Annotated in this window: 11 protein-coding genes; all 11 read right to left on the minus strand. The window is 33.0% G+C overall.

From position 1 onward, the window contains the following. Positions 1–61: 61 nt before the first annotated feature. Positions 62–1,540 (minus strand): OmpA family protein, encoded by a 1,479-nt coding sequence (locus AC1RRN_RS15565; protein ID WP_492968171.1) that lies wholly within the window; start codon positions 1,538–1,540, stop codon positions 62–64. 112 nt (positions 1,541–1,652) lie between these two features. Further along, a complete protein-coding gene (gene kbl / locus AC1RRN_RS15570; protein ID WP_492968172.1) occupies positions 1,653–2,846 on the minus strand; it encodes a glycine C-acetyltransferase in 1,194 nt (397 codons plus the stop codon). Positions 2,847–2,916: 70 nt separating this feature from the next. Next, positions 2,917–6,075 (minus strand): UvrD-helicase domain-containing protein, encoded by a 3,159-nt coding sequence (locus AC1RRN_RS15575; RefSeq protein ID WP_492968173.1) that lies wholly within the window; start codon positions 6,073–6,075, stop codon positions 2,917–2,919. A gap of 85 nt (positions 6,076–6,160) precedes the next feature. Beyond that, on the minus strand, positions 6,161–6,757 hold the full coding sequence (locus AC1RRN_RS15580; RefSeq protein WP_492968174.1) for a lipoprotein signal peptidase: 597 nt from the start codon (positions 6,755–6,757) through the stop codon (positions 6,161–6,163). A gap of 86 nt (positions 6,758–6,843) precedes the next feature. Then, on the minus strand, positions 6,844–7,224 hold the full coding sequence (locus AC1RRN_RS15585; RefSeq protein ID WP_026983623.1) for a TraR/DksA family transcriptional regulator: 381 nt from the start codon (positions 7,222–7,224) through the stop codon (positions 6,844–6,846). Positions 7,225–7,233: 9 nt separating this feature from the next. Continuing rightward, positions 7,234–10,635: an isoleucine--tRNA ligase gene (gene ileS / locus AC1RRN_RS15590; RefSeq protein WP_492968175.1), complete on the minus strand. Its 3,402-nt coding sequence runs from the start codon at positions 10,633–10,635 to the stop codon at positions 7,234–7,236. A 130-nt stretch (positions 10,636–10,765) separates the two neighbouring features. Further along, complete coding sequence (gene recO / locus AC1RRN_RS15595; RefSeq protein WP_492968176.1) at positions 10,766–11,479, minus strand: DNA repair protein RecO; 714 nt, start codon at positions 11,477–11,479, stop codon at positions 10,766–10,768. Between the two features lie 69 nt (positions 11,480–11,548). After that, positions 11,549–12,580 (minus strand): alginate O-acetyltransferase AlgX-related protein, encoded by a 1,032-nt coding sequence (locus AC1RRN_RS15600; protein WP_492968177.1) that lies wholly within the window; start codon positions 12,578–12,580, stop codon positions 11,549–11,551. A gap of 3 nt (positions 12,581–12,583) precedes the next feature. Then, positions 12,584–14,020, minus strand: coding sequence for an MBOAT family O-acyltransferase (locus AC1RRN_RS15605; protein WP_492968178.1), 1,437 nt, complete (start codon positions 14,018–14,020; stop codon positions 12,584–12,586). Between the two features lie 55 nt (positions 14,021–14,075). After that, positions 14,076–16,358, minus strand: coding sequence for a type IX secretion system anionic LPS delivery protein PorZ (porZ, locus tag AC1RRN_RS15610; RefSeq protein ID WP_492968179.1), 2,283 nt, complete (start codon positions 16,356–16,358; stop codon positions 14,076–14,078). A gap of 126 nt (positions 16,359–16,484) precedes the next feature. Continuing rightward, complete coding sequence (gene gdhA, locus AC1RRN_RS15615) at positions 16,485–17,828, minus strand: NADP-specific glutamate dehydrogenase (RefSeq protein WP_492968180.1); 1,344 nt, start codon at positions 17,826–17,828, stop codon at positions 16,485–16,487. Between the last annotated feature and the right edge of the window lie 283 nt (positions 17,829–18,111).

The following is an 18,111-nucleotide window of genomic DNA, read 5'->3' on the forward strand; positions in this document are numbered from 1 at the left end:
GATAAAAATAAAAAAAGCCATTCAATTAAGAATGGCTTTTCCATATTATTTACAAAGTAAATTATAGTTTACCTTGGTATTTAGAACCAATATGTTTGATTTCAGTTCTTCTGTTTTGTGCTTTACCTGCAGCAGTTTTGTTAGTTGCTACTGGTTGAGAAGATCCAAATCCTTTAGAAGTTAAGTTCTCTGGATTAACACCTCTTTCAACTAAAGCGTTTAATACAGCAGCAGCTCTATCTTCAGAAAGTTTTTGGTTAATTTTAGCAGAACCTGTACTATCTGTGTGACCTTCAATGCTGAATTTCGCGTTTGGATAGTTGATAAGGATTTGTTTGATTGCATCTAATCTAGCTGGAGTTTCTTTATCTCCTGTTTTGAAAGTAGCTTTACCTGAGTTAAAGTAAACCGCTCTAGCTTGAACTTTAAGATCTTCTAAAGCTTCAGTAGTTACTTCTGGACAACCTCTGTTAGAAGCAGGACCATAAACTGTAGGACAATCATCATCTTTATCAGCAACACCGTCTTTGTCAGCGTCTAAGAAAGGACAACCACCATTTTCTTTAGGACCAGCAACTGTAGGACATTTGTCATCTTTGTCAGCGATTCCGTCACCGTCAGTATCAGGACAACCTTTTAAAGCAGCTAAACCAGCAACATCTGGACAAGCATCATCTTTATCAGCAATTCCGTCTCCGTCAGTATCAGGACATCCGTTTAATGCAGCTAAACCGAATACATCTGGACAAGCATCACTAGCGTCAACGATTCCGTCTCCGTCAGTATCAGGACATCCATTGAATTGTTTTAAACCAGCAACATCTGGACAAGCATCATCTTTGTCATAGATTCCGTCTCCGTCAGTATCTTTACCTCCAAATTTAAAAACTAGACCTAAAGTGTGTTGGAAATGAGATGGAGAATCAATTTCACCATTATAATCATTTCTTCCAGGGACATCATCACCAACAGCAACAGCCCATTTGTATTTAGTAGCAAGCTCTAAACCAATAGCATCTGTAAACCAGAAAGTAATTCCAGCACCTGGATTAACAACACCATAACTATCATCTCCTAAGAAAACATAACCTCCACCAATAGATAACGAAGGATCAATTACTTTAGATTTAATTAATTCCTGGAAGCTATATTTGATAGTAGCATCAATTCCATAATACATTAAATCACCAGGGTTAGTAACAACATTACCTCTAGAATCGTGTCCTGGAGCAGTTGGTCTGAAATAAACCGCTTTATCAATTTTGTTTACAGAACCTTGTAAACCAACAGAGAAACCGTGACCTACATATCTATTTACACCAATGTAAGATAAAGAAGGAAGGATGTTCCAGTTGTCATCTACAGCGAATGGCTGAGAAAAGTGTTGATCAAAGAAACCATGTCCAGCACCAGAACTGGTTCTAGTGTCAACGGCATTAACTCCAAAAGAGATAGCCCATGGATTGTTACTGTCTTGTGCGTGAGAACTTAAACCCATCACCATCATCACAGCAACTAAAAGTTTGTTAAGATGTTTCATACTTAATTTTTTTAATTACAATTTAGTTAATTACAGACAAAAGTAACACCAAAATTTTTAAATACAAAATGAAATGTTAAAAAAAACCTACAAAAATTATTTAAAATGGGAATTATATAACTTTTAACTTTTGTCCGACAACTTTAAAAGCACTTATCGCCTTGTCTAGATGCTCTTTAGAATGCGCAGCAGATAACTGAACCCTTATTCTTGCCTTTTCTTTTGGAACAACAGGAAAGAAAAACCCAATAACGTAGATACCTTCTTTTAAAAGTTCATTTGCCATTGTTTGAGACAATTTTGCATCATATAACATTACAGGAACAATTGCAGAATCACCATCAATAATATCAAATCCCGCTTTTTTCATTCCTTCTTTAAAATAATTAGTATTCCACTCTAATTTATCTCGTAACGAAGTATCTTTTTCTAACAATTCAAAAACCTTAATTGAAGCTCCCACAATAGCTGGCGCAAGTGAATTTGAAAACAAATAAGGTCTTGAGCGTTGACGTAATAATTCAATTATTTCTTTCTTAGCCGTTGTATAACCACCCATAGCACCACCTAAAGCTTTACCGAGAGTACCTGTTATAATATCTACTCGTCCCATAACACCTTTTGCCTCTAATGTACCTTTACCAGTTGCTCCGATAAATCCTGCGGCATGACATTCATCTACCATCACCATTGCATCATATTTATCAGCCAAATCACAAATTTTATCCAATGGAGCTACAAGACCATCCATAGAAAAAACTCCATCAGTAACAATTAATTTAAAACGAGCTCCGGCTTCATTAGCTTTAATTAATTGCTGTTCCAAATCTTCCATATTACTATTTTCATAGCGATAACGAGCCGCTTTACACAAACGAACTCCATCTATAATAGAAGCATGATTTAAACTATCTGAAATTATCGCATCATTTTCCCCTAATAAAGGTTCAAAAACACCTCCATTAGCATCAAAAGCAGCAGCATATAATATTGTGTCTTCTGTACCATAAAAATCGGCAATCTTTTTTTCAAGTGTTTTGTGAATATCCTGTGTTCCGCAAATAAATCGAACAGATGACATTCCAAAACCATGCGTGTCCATAGTATCTTTGGCTGCCTGAACAACTTCAGGATGAGAAGAAAGTCCTAAATAATTATTGGCGCAAAAATTCAGAACCTTTTCTCCGGTAGAAATAGTGATTTCCGCTCCTTGTTCTGAAGTTATGATGCGTTCTTTCTTAAAAATTCCACTTTCTTCAATTGTTTGCAATTCGTTTTGCAAATGCTCTTTAATTTTACCGTACATTTTACTATATTTAATATGTTAAAAATTAACAACTTATATAAAATAAGCTATTAACAACTGACTAATTTTTTCACAAATTTACTACATCGATTTCGGTTCCTATATACACTAATGCTCTTTTTAACACTTTGTATCCTAAATCTTCAATCGCATCCTGATATTCCTGAATTTGCTGCGTATACTTTGAGTTTATTGCACCTGTTTTATAATCTAACAAATACGCCTCTTTATTTTCGGTTAAAACAATTCGGTCCGGTTTTAAGATCCTTCCTTCTTTCTGAACTATAGTTTGCTCAGTTAGAACATTATTTTTTCCATCAAAACAAACACTTAACTCAGGATGAGAAACAATTTCATAAAGCGTTTTTAAAACTTTTTCAGTTTGATCAAATGTTATCAAACCATTCTCAATTGCTTTTGTAACTGCCAATTCAACATCTGATTTATCTTTTACAAATGCTAAAATTTCATGAACAACATTTCCGTAAGAAATTGCTTCCTGCTGATGAGTTCCCCACATCAAAGATTCTTTTTGAGCAATTTTAATGTTTTTTGGATTCAAAACTTCTGAAACAATCGGGATTGTCTTTACTATATCTAATGTTTTACCACTAGAAGAAAGTTTCATTCTATTTCCAAATTCATATTCAAATTTTCCTTCGTCATAAAGTCCCTTATGTATTAAATATTTAATAAAAAAAGAAGCCATATTACCAGGAAACTCGCCATCTTTTCTCTCTTTAATAGTCTGAGAAATAACATATAATTGTTCTTCGGCACGTGTTAACGCTACATACAAAACATTAATGTTATCTAGCAGCTCTTCTTGTTTTTTCAAATTAAAAACAGCAGAAGCACTTTCTCCAAAACCCTCAACAGCACTACTATTATCAATTAGAGCTTTTGGGACACCTAAATCAGCCTCTTCTGTATCAAGCCATAATTTATCTTTTGGCTTTCTGCTATAATCTTCTTCTGCAAAAGGCATAATTACTACCGGGAATTCCAAACCTTTAGATTTATGAATCGTCATAATTCGGACTGCATTATTTCCTTCTGGAGACGGAATACTAAATTTTTGACCGTTTTTATCCCAGTAACTTAAAAAATCTGCAATCCCTGCCTGATTTCTAATATCGCGCTCTAAAACAATATCCAGAAAATATTGCACATAAGCATTTCCTTCTGACGAAAGAACAAATTTAGAAATGATGATCTCAACAGCTTCGTAAAGTGATTTTTTTCGGATATCTTCAAAAGAAAGTGAAACATCAAAAGTTAAGAGCCATTTTTCAAATTCATTTTCATTTTTTTTAGCCATTCCTGCGGCTATAAAATCATGAATTGGCATATCAAGTTCTTTTGTATTTGCCAAAAAATGAAGAAAATTAGCTTTAGCTTCCAAATCAATACTATTATTCAGATATTTCAATAAATGAATAATCAGGCGAACTCCTGTAGCATTTTGAATCATCAGAGTTTCAGAAGACAAAAGAGGTATATTTTGCTCCGTTAAATAATTAGCGATAGCAACTCCCTGATCTCTTTTTCGAGTTAAAACCACTATATCGCGATATTCAAAACCATCACGAAGTACTTTTTGAATTGTATTTAAAGTCGCCAAAACATACAAATCTGACTTTTCAACAACTTCTTCTTCATCAGCAAAATCATTCTTTTCGATTATTGGCAAAAAAGAAATATTGACATATCCTCCTTTTTTCGAATTAGAGTTCTGATGACTATGATTTTCATATAAATCCTTATAATCTTCATTAGAAAATTCTGTTGAAATTAACTTAAAAAAAGCATTATTAAAATCGATTACTTCGCTATAACTTCTATAATTAGTATCTAAGTGCTTAATTACTTTATCCGGGTTACTAAACGGATTAACATCTTTGCCCAATTCAATAAATTGTTCCGCTTTACCTCCGCGCCAGCGATAAATAGATTGTTTTGGATCCCCTACAATCATAAGCGTTCCCTTATTTCCTAAATCATCCTGACCTGCAAGAGAATTATCAATTAACGGAATTAAATTTTGCCATTGCATCTCTGAAGTATCCTGAAACTCATCTATAAAAAAATGACGATAACGCTCGCCCATACGCTCATAAATAAAAGGCGCAGGCTGGTTTTGAATTTCACGATGAATAATAGCATTGAATTCTGAAATCGATAAAATATTTTGTTCCGATTGAATTTTAGCCAGTTCATTACTCACTGTGTTCAACAAGGAAAGTGGGGTTATATTTTTTAGAAATGCCTTATAAAAATCTCTTTTCTCAAAGTTTTTATAAACTTTCTCTAAAATTTGAAGCAATTCAGGAATTATGTTCTCTATTAAAGCTTTATCTTTTGCCGTTTTATTAATAGCTATATCATCAAACTCATGAAACGTTTTATTTCTTGAATTAAATTTTCCGTCACGAATACTTTCTAAATGATTAGGAAAAGTTCCTCTTGAAAATGATTTTAAATCGATTCCGTTTTTATCGATTAAAGATAAAGCCTCTACTGCAGACTCGGCATTCTCTTTTTCTAAATCAATACACAAAGCTGACATTTTCTTTTTGATCGCAACAAATTCCTCGATAGAAGTATCGTGAAAATGAGAAATTTCGTTTCGATTATTTTCATTCAGAACCAACCTTCCGGTTTCCAAAATTTCACGCGAAACATCCCAACTTTTATCATCGTCGGTTTTTTCCATTGTAAAATCAACCAGCAATTTTGTCAGCGTTTCATCTTGTCCCGCCTGTGCGATAATTGCATCTACAGCTTCCACCAATAAATTTTCGGTATCTAGAGTCACCTCAAAAGTCATTGGTAAATTTAAGTCGTGAGCAAAAGCCCGAATTACCTTGTGTGTGAATTTATCAATTGTAGAAATATCAAAAGCAGCATAATTATAAATTAGATGCTTAATAATATTTTGAGATTTGGTTTTGATTTTAATTATCGAAAGTCCAGTATCGCGAGACAAATCTTCCATTAAATCTATGGCTTTCGCCGAAGGCTCGTCTTTTGTAAATTCAGATAAACTTCCCACAATACGGCTTTTCATTTCATGAACTGCTTTATTGGTAAAAGTAATAGCCAAAATATTTCGATAAGCATCATTTTTAGGCGATGAAAGAATTATTTTAAGATATTCTTTAACTAAAGTATAGGTCTTTCCTGAACCTGCAGATGCATCATAAATAGAAAAAGATGGACTTTGCATAAGTTTAGCTTTAGTATTTGTAAAAATAGCACTTCTAAATCACTATTTTTTACAAAAACCAAAAATTCTATTAAACCAAGATAGTTTAGTGTTTTGGAAATGCTCTTTTATTAAAAACAAGCAAAATACCAACACCTGTAGAAATCGCCATATCGGCAACATTAAAAATGGCATTAAAGAACATAAAATGTTTACCTCCAAAAATCGGCATCCACGTTGGTAAATTGCCTTCCCAAATTGGAAAGTAAAACATATCTACCACCAAACCATGAAACCATGTTCCGTATGGCTGAGGTGAAAAAAGTGTTGCCAAATTATGTGTACTGTCATCAAAAATTACTCCATAGAAAACAGAATCTAATATATTCCCGGCCGCTCCGGCAAAAATCAGTGCAATTGCAACTATTAAATAAGTTGAATGACGCTTTTTGATTGCATCTGCTAGCCAATATCCGATTCCGAAAACAGCAAAAATTCTGAATACCGTCAAAATCAATTTCCCATATTCACCAGGAATTTTTGTTCCCCATGCCATTCCTTCATTTTCAATAAAATGAATTTTAAACCAATTGAAAACATGAACTTCTTCTCCTAAAATAAAATTGGTTTTCACATAGATTTTTGAAATCTGATCAACAAGTAAAACTAAAAATATAAGGAGATACGCTTTTCGTAATGACATTTTATGGATTTTTGATGCGCAAAAGTAACAATTTAATCAAAAAAAACGCTCCTAAAGGAGCGTTAATTCTTTGCAATATACAAATATTATCGTTGCAAGTTTTTAGCTTCGATACTCATTGTAGCATGAGGAACAATTTTAAGCCTTTCTTTGCTGATTAATTTACCTGTTACTTTACAGATACCATATGTTTTATTTTCAACACGGAATAATGCGTTTTTTAGATCGCGTATAAACTTTTCCTGTCTGATAGCCAACTGTGAGTTCGCTTCTTTAGACATTGTTTCGCTTCCTTCTTCAAATGCTTTAAAAGTTGGAGAAGTATCATCTGTTCCGTTATTCAAATCATTCATGTAAGCACTTTTAATTAAATCCAGATCGGCTTGTGCTTTTTGTATTTTGTTTTGAATTATTTCTTTGAACTCTGCTAAATCAGCATCAGAGTATCTTGTAATTTCATCTATCATTGTATTATATTATTTTGAAATTAATAGCATTGTTTTAATATCATCAAACTCAATTTCTGTGCCGTTTTCTAAAGCGTCAACAAAAACCAAATCTTCTGTTAATGTCTCAGACTTAATATAGTCTTCATTTTTTAGAATAGCTTCTTCTAATAAGCCACTTCTTTTTATTTGAACCTTAATCTTATCGGTAACTTCAAATCCAGAATCTTTACGGATATTTTGAATTCTGTTTACCAATTCTCTTGCGATTCCCTCGTTTTTCAATTCTTCAGAGATTGTAATATCAAGCGCAACCGTAATTCCGTTTGAGTTTGCAACCAACCATCCTTCAATATCCTGCGATGTTATTTCGACGTCTTCTAGTGATAAAGTTACATTATTTCCAGAAATAACAATATCCAGCGTTCCCTGCTTGTCCAACTGGTTAATCTGATCCGCCGAAAAAGATTGTATTTCTTTGGAAATCAGACCCATATCCTTACCGAAACGTGGTCCTAAAGCTTTAAAATTAGGCTTAATTTGTTTCACCAAAATACCGGAATCATCATCCAAAAGTATGATTTCTTTAACGTTTACTTCCGCTTTTACAAGCTCTGAAATAGCTTCAATTTCAGCTCTCTGATTCTCGTCAAGCACCGGAATCATTACCTTTTGCAAAGGTTGACGCACTTTGATCATTTCCTTTTTTCTAAGTGATAAAACCAAAGAAGAGATAGTTTGCGCTTTCTGCATTTTACTCTCTAACGTTTTATTAACAAAGTTTTCGACAAATTTTGGGAATTCAGCCAAGTGAACACTGGCAAAATTCTCAGTTCCTGTAGAAGCTGTCAAATCGCGGTACAATTTATCCATGAAAAAAGGAGCTACAGGAGCGCTTAATTTGCTTATCGTTAATAAACAAGTATAAAGTGTTTGGTAAGCTGCAATTTTATCATGAGCATATTCCCCTTTCCAGAAACGACGACGACATAAACGAACGTACCAGTTACTCAAGTTCTCCTGAACGAATTCAGAAATAGCTCTTGTCGCTTTTGTTGGCTCGTAATCTTCATAACATTCGTCAACAAACTTTATTAAAGTATTCAATTCAGAAATAATCCATTGATCGATTTCAGGTCTTTCGTTTAACGGAATTTCCGCTTCAGCGTATTTAAATCCGTCGATGTTAGCATATAACGAAAAGAAAGAATAAGTGTTGTATAATGTTCCGAAGAATTTACGACGAACTTCGGCAATTCCTTCAATATCAAATTTTAAGTTATCCCACGGATTTGCGTTTGAGATCATGTACCAACGTGTGGCATCAGGACCATATTCTGCAATCGTTTCAAAAGGATCTGTCGCGTTTCCTAAACGTTTCGACATTTTTTGTCCGTTTTTATCCAAAACCAAACCATTCGAAACAACATTTTTGTACGCTACTTTATCAAAAACCAAAGTTCCGATCGCGTGTAAGGTATAAAACCATCCACGAGTCTGATCTACACCTTCAGCGATGAAATTCGCAGGAAAATCTTTATTCTCGTCAATTTTATCTTTATTCTCAAAAGGATAATGCCACTGGGCGTAAGGCATTGCTCCTGAATCAAACCAAACATCAATTAAATCGCTCTCACGTTTCATTGGCTGGCCTGACGCTGAAACTAAAGTAATTTGATCGACCACATTTTTATGTAAATCGATTAAATCATAATTTATTTCAGACATATTTCCGATTTCGAAACCTTTGAACGGATTTTCTTTTTGAAAACCAGCTTCGATAGATTTTTCAATCGCATTATACAATTCTTCAACAGAACCAATAAGAACTTCTTCTTTTTTGTCTTCTGTTCTCCAAATTGGTAACGGAATACCCCAATATCTAGAACGAGATAAGTTCCAGTCGTTGGCATTTTTCAACCAATTTCCAAAACGTCCCTCACCAGTAGACTTAGGCTTCCAATTGATAGTTTCGTTCAGGTCGAACATTCTATCTTTTACATCGGTTACTTTAATGAACCAGGAGTCTAGTGGATAATATAATAACGGCTCATCAGTTCTCCAACTGTGTGGATAACTATGTACGTATTTTTCAACCTTAAAGGCTTTATTTTCTTCTTTTAATCGAATAGCAATTTCAACATCAACAGAACGCTCTGGCGCCTGACCTGCATCATAATATTCATTTTTCACATATTTACCGGCCAAATCACCTAAATGAGAAGTGAATTTTCCTTGTAAATCTACTAAGGGAACTGCAGTTCCATTTTCGTCTAAAACCAACATTGGCGGCACTTCAGGTTTTGCTTCTTTTGCTACTTTAGCATCATCAGCACCAAAAGTTGGAGCGGTGTGTACAACTCCTGTTCCGTCTTCTGTAGTAACAAAATCTCCGGCAATTACTCTAAATGCATTTTCTGCATTTTGATAAGGCAATACGTACGGTAATAATTGCTCGTAACGGATTTCTACTAAATCAGCACCTTTTGCTTCTGCTAAAATTTTGTATGGAAGTTGTTTGTCGCCATTTTTTACTTTGTCGAAATCAGCGTCTTCTTCACTTGCAAAAAATCCTTTTCCGAATTGTTTTCCAACTAAATTCTTAGCCAAAACAACATTTACCGGTTCAAAAGTATATTGATTGAAAGTTTGTACTAAAACATAATCGATTTTTGGACCAACTGTTAAAGCGGTATTCGAAGGCAATGTCCAAGGCGTTGTCGTCCATGCCAAAATGTGAATATCTCCAAAACCTTGTAAAAAGCTCGGAAGTGTTTCCGGTAAAGTTTTGAATTGCGCTACAATTGTAGTATCCGTAACATCTCTGTAAGCTCCAGGCTGATTTACTTCGTGAGAAGATAATCCAGTTCCTGCTTTTGGAGAATACGGCTGAATTGTGTATCCTTTGTACAACAAACCTTTATTGTAGATTTGTTTCAAAAGCCACCAAACAGACTCCATATATTTTGGCTTATAAGTTACATATGGATCTTCCATATCAACCCAATAACCCATTTTTTCGGTCAAATCATTCCATACGTCCGTATAACGCATTACGGTTTTTTTACACGCTTCGTTATATTCTTCGATCGAAATTGTTTTACCAATATCTTCTTTTGTAATCCCTAATTCTTTCTCAGTACCTAATTCAACAGGCAAACCGTGAGTATCCCATCCGGCTTTTCTTTTTACCTGAAAACCTTTTTGAGTTTTATATCTGCAAAAAATATCTTTAATCGCACGCGCCATCACGTGGTGAATTCCCGGTAATCCGTTTGCTGAAGGCGGACCTTCAAAAAATACGTAAGGTTCTGCACCTTCGCGAGTAGTTACACTCTTTTCAAATATATTCTCTTTCTTCCAAAAATCAAGAACTTCTGACGCTACTGTTGGTAAGTCAAGTCCTTTGTATTCAGTAAATTTTGTGCTCATTTTATCCTTTTCTTAAACGAGGTGCGAAAGTAAGGAATTTTGAGGAAAATAGATAAAAGATGACAGAAAAAAGAGCGCTGTGAGGAAATTTCAGGTATATTCCGCAAAAAAAATCGCTCATTTTAGAAATTTACGAGAAAACCTCCTTTAAAACCTCTAAAGATTTAGGTTTTTTGAATCCATCCAAATGAAAACTATAATAGTCAATCAGGATTTTTAGCAGTATTTGTCTTTCCAGTACATGAAAAACTTTTTGATCGTTATCAAATTTCAGATCAATCAGTTTTTTTAGAAGATTTGTTTCGTGTTCAGTCAAAGCATTTATTCCATGAAAAGAGGTAAAAATACCTTCAATCATTTCAAAATAAGGCAAATCAATTTCAGAAATATCCGGATAAAACCCAAGATATTTTGTTACTTCTAAAAGTAAAATCAAATGAAAATTAGAGATTTCATCATGATGATCCAACCAAGTCAATGCTGTTTCTAAAAACACAAAAAGTGATTCGTTTTTTTCTTCTTCCTGAATCGAATAATGTAACATTTCTGAAAGAAACATTACGATTGTACTTTTCACTACATCAGTATGAATCGTCTGAAAAGGAACTGCCGTTTTGATTTCTTTAAAATTTTCTAAAGTACCTTTATTTTTATGAACGGCTTCAATTTCCAAAATAGAAAAAGGCTGAAAGTAAGCTATTTTCTGACTGGCTTTCCGACTAGAAAAAGCATCACGCACAAAATAAGACTTCAGGCCATTTGAAAGCGTAAAACACTTTACAATCAGACTTTTTTCCTGAAATTTTAAGGATGAAATTACTATTGCTTTGGTTTTGATTTGCATCACTTTAGATTCTAATTCTTCATAATAGTTGAAATTTAACTAAAATCAAACACTTATTACTTTACAGGTTCAATTTATTGCTTTTTTTATTTCATCTGTTACAATTTTAGAAGCAACTGGCGACCAATGCGTATCATCATAAAAATAAATATCTTTTTTACTTTCTAATTGAGCAGATAGAATTTTCTTTGAATCTATGTATATATAATCTTTTTTAAGCGCACTTAAATGATTAAAAAACAATGGTCGCGGGAACTTGGTTTTATCAACAATATAATCATAGTAAAGATCATATTTATCGGGTGCTGGCAAAACAATAAGCTTTACATTTTTACCTTTCAACTTATTCGACAAATTATTTAAAACATTATTTAATTTTTGAACTTCTCCCAAATCATTATTTTCTTCCAAACAATACAGATCTTTATAAAAAAACAATAAATTACTCTCATTAATGCTAAATAAATTATTTCTGTTCAGAACCACATTGTAAACATATCTATTGGATAGATAATTTTGACTAAAGTAATACCGAAGCATTGAAAAAGGAAATTGAATAGTTTTTTTTGAAAAAAATGTATCTTCTTTGTCACTTTCAGAAAGTTTATGATTACGCCCTAGATTATCTAATTGAGATGCAATCATTATTTTTGAAGAATCTATATTTTTTGCATTAGAAATAAAAGTTCTCTCTACGTTTTCCAATATTACATATTCAATATTTTGCTTTTCAAAAAAATCTCCATTTACCAATTCATATAATGTCTGAACCTGATTTCCGGAAATAAATCTGTCAATGTGTAAAACATTAAATTTTTCTGCAAGATAATTTTTATACCCATAATTATCCTGCTCAGAAAATGAATCTCCAATAGTAAGGATTTTTTCTTTTCTTCTTTTTCTTTTTGAAATTTTATTAAAGTAAATTTCACGTTTAAATTCATCCTGGAACACATTTCTATATTCTTTAAAAACGTTTGGAAAACAACCCAAACGTATTAAATCTGGAGATTCAGAGTTACTATAAAACAACAATGTAACCACATACAGAAGCATGAACGGAAATACAAAAAAGGATGTTTTAAAAATAATTTTTTTCATAGATTAAAACTGAAAATAAATAAATTGTTGTTTCTCCCCACTAAATACAAAAATTGCGATTATAATAATATAATACAATGCATATCTGAGTGGTGATTTCCATTTTACTCCCAATTTAGCTAAGGCAAATTGTTCTTCTCTACCCAGCCATTCTATGGCAATAAATATTAAAATTAAAACAAATAAAATTGTCGGTCTAATTACTGGTTTTGAAAACAATGAACCTGAAAATATTTCCGAAATATAACTTAAAGCGTGCTCTATATTATTTGCTCTAAAAAATATCCATGCAAAAACGGTTAAATTAAATGTTACAATCATTTGAATAGCTTCTTTAATAGTTGGCAGATATTTACCTTGAGCTACAATATCTAAATTATTTCGATTTGTATTAAAAATAATAGACGGCATAATGTACAAAGCATTTAAAAAACCCCAAACAATAAAAGTCCAATTGGCTCCATGCCAAAATCCGCTTACTAAGAAAATAATAAACGTATTTCTAACTTTCATCCACACCCCGCCTTTACTTCCTCCTAACGGAATATATAAATAATCTCTAAACCAAGTAGAAAGAGAAATATGCCATCTTCTCCAAAACTCTGCAATATCTCTGGAAAAATAAGGGAAAGCAAAATTCTTAAGTAAGTCGATACCAAAAAGGCGTGCAACTCCTATCGCAATATCTGAATAACCCGAAAAGTCTCCATAAATCTGGAATGAAAAAAACACTGCTCCTAACAAAAGTGTACTTCCTGAATATTCAGCTGAATTATTAAAAATTGTATTAACGTATTGGGCACACTGATCAGCAATTACAATTTTTTTAAATAATCCCCATAAAATCTGCCTTAATCCATCAACCGCCTTATCATAATCAAAAGTTCTTTTTTTCTGAATTTGCGGTAAAAGATGTGTCGCTCGTTCTATAGGTCCGGCAACAAGTAAAGGAAAGAAACTCACAAATAAAGAATAATCAATAATATTCTTTTCGGCTTTAATTCTGCCTTTATAAATGTCAATTACATACGACAAACCATGAAAAGTGTAAAATGAAATCCCAATAGGCAAGATTATTTTTAATGTCCAGGGATTTATATGCAAGCCAAAATTAGAGATGGCATCTGCAAATGAATGAACAAAAAAATTATAATATTTAAAAACACCCAGAAAACCGAGATTTACAGATATACTCAGCCAGAACCAAAACTTTTTTTCAGTTTTATTTTTAGATTCTGACATTTTGATTCCTGTAAAATAATCTAATAATGTGGAGAAAATCAATAAAAATAAAAACCTCCAATCCCAACAAGCATAAAAAAAATAACTTGATATAAGCAGTAAAACATTCTGAAGTTTAAGTGATTTATTTGTCGCAAACCAATAGAGAAGAAACACAATTGGTAAAAATATTGCAAAGTCTATGGAATTAAAAAGCATTCTGTTGGTTTATAGTTTTATGTTTGATTAATTGTTTTTATTTACTTAAATCTCTCTATCGAATAATCATTACTTTTTTAACTTTAGTTTCACCCCCATCCTGAGCAGAAATAAAAATCATATAAACTCCTGAAGCTACTTTATATCTTCCAAAAGCAGTTGTATCCCATTCAATCGTTCCCCCTTCAGAAGTTGTTTCGTAAACCAAATTCCCTTCTATATCTGTAATTTTAATATTGGCTTTATCAATTAATCCAGCCACTTTTACGGTTCCGGAATAGGTTGGACGAACCGGATTAGGATAGACATAAACATTAGTTAAATCATCGTTGGCACCAGTTGCAATTCCTTTAAAAGAAATCATTCCTTTATTGGTTGCAATAAAAACTTCTCCGGTTGTGCTGTTAATTTTGATGTCGTTTACAGCATTACTTGGCAAAGGCGAATTACTTATAGTAAAATGATATTTTGTTTCCTGACCATTTGGCGACACCATAAAAACACCAGAATCTGAAGTTCCAATCCATTTATTATTGGCTCCGTCAACTGCGATCGAAGTAATAAATTGCTCGTAAAGTAATTCCTGAGCCAAATTATCTTCCATAATAATAATCGGATTTGCTTTTAACTGGCTATCATTTTGAAAACTACTTATATTCGACAACACCCTCAATCCTTTTGTAGTTCCAATCCAAAGTTGATTTTTGGCATCAATTGCAATCGATCTTACGTCTGCTATTGGAAGGTTCCCGGCATCGGCACCAAATGTCATTTTCCTGAATGTATTAGTAGCCTCGTTAAAACCAACAACACCATCTCTATTAGTTGCAATCCATTTTACATTATTTCTATCAATTACGATATTCGCATAACTACTAGCCTCAGAATTGTCTATAATCGAAGTCATCGCATAACTTCCCCATTGACCATTAGTTCTCAAAACTTTCAATCCGTTTTTGATTCGGCTATTGGTTACCCAAAGATTTCCCGTTTTATCAAAAGCAGTTCCGTTTATGCGGACATCTATATAATTTGGGCCTTCAGTAGTAATCGATTCTAAACCACTATTTTTTTCATTGTATAAAAATTGCGGAACATCATCTTCAATTTTTAATAATCCGGAGAAAAATGAACTCGCATAAACCTGTTTTTCATTAGTAGGATTTACAATAATTCTGGTGATCGATTTGGCGTCATACACTTCAGAATATGGAATATTTAACCAACCTGAAGTATTGTATTTGCTTATTCCATAACTATCTAAGGGATACGGATTATAAAATGAATCATAATCACCATAAACCGTCCAAAGAACGTTTGGAGTTACATCTAATGAAAAAATATTGTTCCGTGAAGGACCAGTTGGTGTAATATTCTCAAAGCTGCCATTACTTGAAAGAGAGGTAGAAAACAAACCTTTTTCTTTTGTGCCGATGTACATTGCATCTCCAACAGCTGTTGCACAGGTTAAAGTCACAGTATTATCTAAAACCTGATTATTAGTAATTTGTCGGTTCAAAATCATTTGATTATTATAAATATAAACCGTACCTGGAGTCGTAATAAACAAATTGTGATTCTTTGCCCTCATATCTGTAGATGGCTGCGGAAGCTGCAAAAAACCAACAAAAGTAACCGAATTAAATCTATGAATATACCCAACAGTATTAATCGCGATAAGTTCTGTATCTAAAGTTTCTACACTCGACCAATCCCCTGAATTTACAACTGTCCATTGACTAAAATCATTTAAATTCGGACTTGTACTATTTGCCTTTCTAATACCGCTTGAAGTTGCGGCGTAAATAAATCCGTTAAAAAAAGCAGTTTGCTTTACGCTTATTTCCGCTCCGTTATCTCCAATAAAATAAGTATCTCCAAATTGTAAAGTTGTTAAATTAAACTGCACAATTCCGAAATCACAAGAAACATAAACCAAACCGTTATGTTCCATAAAATGATTAATTTTCTTGAGATTTGGAGCTAATTGCTTATTTATAATATCAACTACTTTAAGCATGCTACCATCTGTTTCATTGATCACGATCATTAAGCCATTTTCGTAACCCACAATCGTTTTTTTGAAAGCTTCACTATAATATACTGCAGAAATGGTCTGACCAGAAAGTCCGTCAACAGTAGTAGTTGTTTTTACTGAATTTGTTGCCGCATTTTTAGAAAACAAAGCGTTTTCTGAAGCCGCATAAACGGTTGTTGCAGACTCTGAAATATCTTTTATTTCATTAAATGAAAAATAACCTTGCCACGACAAATTATTCTGTGCAAAATTTAATTGCATAAAAAGCAGTAACAAAATATAGAGAAATCTTTTCTTCATTTTTGATATATTCAGATAGACAAATATAATACAAACGAAAGTATTTGAATTTTGTTCTTATACAAATAAAAAATGCCTCCGATTTATCTTTCGATAAATGAAGGCACTTTAGAACTAAAACAAAACTTATACTACACCTTGCGCAAGCATAGCATCGGCAACTTTAACAAATCCGGCAATGTTCGCTCCTTTTACGTAGTTTACATAACCATCTTCACCAACGCCGTATTTTTTACACTGGTTGTGAATTCCAACCATAATATCTTTTAATCTCAAATCAACTTCCTCACTAGTCCAGTTTAGACGAATTGAGTTTTGCGTCATTTCTAATCCAGATGCAGCAACACCACCAGCGTTAGCCGCTTTTCCTGGAGCAAACAATACTTTATTATCTAAAAATAATTTAATAGCATCTAATGTAGAAGGCATGTTTGCAGCTTCAGTAACACATAAAACACCATTATCAATTAGTTTTTGAGCATCTTCGCCATTTAATTCATTTTGAGTAGCACATGGAATTGCAATATCAACTTTTACTTCCCATGGACTTTTTCCTTTATGAAAAACTGCGTTTGGATATTTCTTAAGATAAACTTCTGCTCTGTTATCACCAGTGGCTCTCATTTCAAGCATATGATCGATTTTCTCACCAGAGATTCCGTCTTCATCATAAATATATCCATCAGGACCAGAAATAGTCAATACTTTTCCTCCTAATTCATTTATTTTCAAAGCAACACCCCAAGCCACATTTCCGAATCCAGAAATTGCTACTCTTTTACCTTTAATGTCATGCCCAATAGTTTTAAGCATTTGATCTGTAAAATAAACAACTCCGTATCCAGTAGCTTCAGGTCTGATTAATGATCCTCCGTAAGCAATTCCTTTACCGGTTAAAACACCTGTAAATTCATTTCTTATTCTTTTATATTGACCAAATAAATATCCAATTTCTCTTGCTCCAACACCAATATCTCCTGCTGGTACATCTAAATCAGGACCAATATGACGACATAATTCCGTCATGAAAGATTGACAAAAACGCATTACTTCAGCATCTGATTTTCCTTCCGGATCAAAATCAGATCCTCCTTTACCACCACCCATTGGCAGTGTAGTCAGACTATTTTTAAATACTTGTTCGAAAGCAAGGAATTTTAAAACTGATAGGTTTACAGAGTGATGGAATCTAATTCCTCCTTTATAAGGTCCGATTGCAGAATTCATCTGAATTCTAAAACCTCTGTTTACAATGATTTCTCCTCTATCATCAACCCAGGGAACTCTAAATATTATAGAACGTTCTGGTTCAGCAATTCTAAGAAGTAAGTTTTTTCCATCGTATTTTTTACGCTCTGCAATAAATGGAATTACCGTTTCTGCAAATTCTCTAACGGCTTGAAGAAACTCTGGCTCGTTTGGATTTTTTGACTCTACAAGAGCCATAAATTCATTTATTTTTTGTTCCATTTTTAAATAAATTATTCAGATAAATTATTTTAATTTTCGCTCAATTAAATAAGAAAATACGTTTAAGAAAACGTTTTCGTTTCAACGTACAAAGATATAACAAAATGCGGATGTAATGTGATTTTTTTTATTTTACAGAACTGAATTGTGTATTTTTCAAACTTTACCAAAAATAGCATTTTACACTATTAATTTTACACCGAAACAACCTACTTAAAGTTAACAAATTAAGTATTTTGTTACTTATTTTTTAATAGACGAATATATTATTTTGAATCGTACA

It is taken from the genome of Flavobacterium sp. GW821-FHT11G01, assembly GCF_058808175.1.

Coding starts and splice junctions, on each gene's coding strand:
- AC1RRN_RS15585 (WP_026983623.1), bottom strand. CDS start 7,224: ATGATAGATGAAATTACAAGATACTCTGATGCTGATTTAGCAGAGTTC.
- AC1RRN_RS15605 (WP_492968178.1), bottom strand. CDS start 14,020: ATGCTTTTTAATTCCATAGACTTTGCAATATTTTTACCAATTGTGTTT.
- AC1RRN_RS15580 (WP_492968174.1), bottom strand. CDS start 6,757: ATGTCATTACGAAAAGCGTATCTCCTTATATTTTTAGTTTTACTTGTT.
- recO (WP_492968176.1), bottom strand. CDS start 11,479: ATGCAAATCAAAACCAAAGCAATAGTAATTTCATCCTTAAAATTTCAG.
- kbl (WP_492968172.1), bottom strand. CDS start 2,846: ATGTACGGTAAAATTAAAGAGCATTTGCAAAACGAATTGCAAACAATT.
- AC1RRN_RS15565 (WP_492968171.1), bottom strand. CDS start 1,540: ATGAAACATCTTAACAAACTTTTAGTTGCTGTGATGATGGTGATGGGT.
- porZ (WP_492968179.1), bottom strand. CDS start 16,358: ATGAAGAAAAGATTTCTCTATATTTTGTTACTGCTTTTTATGCAATTA.
- gdhA (WP_492968180.1), bottom strand. CDS start 17,828: ATGGAACAAAAAATAAATGAATTTATGGCTCTTGTAGAGTCAAAAAAT.
- ileS (WP_492968175.1), bottom strand. CDS start 10,635: ATGAGCACAAAATTTACTGAATACAAAGGACTTGACTTACCAACAGTA.
- AC1RRN_RS15600 (WP_492968177.1), bottom strand. CDS start 12,580: ATGAAAAAAATTATTTTTAAAACATCCTTTTTTGTATTTCCGTTCATG.
- AC1RRN_RS15575 (WP_492968173.1), bottom strand. CDS start 6,075: ATGCAAAGTCCATCTTTTTCTATTTATGATGCATCTGCAGGTTCAGGA.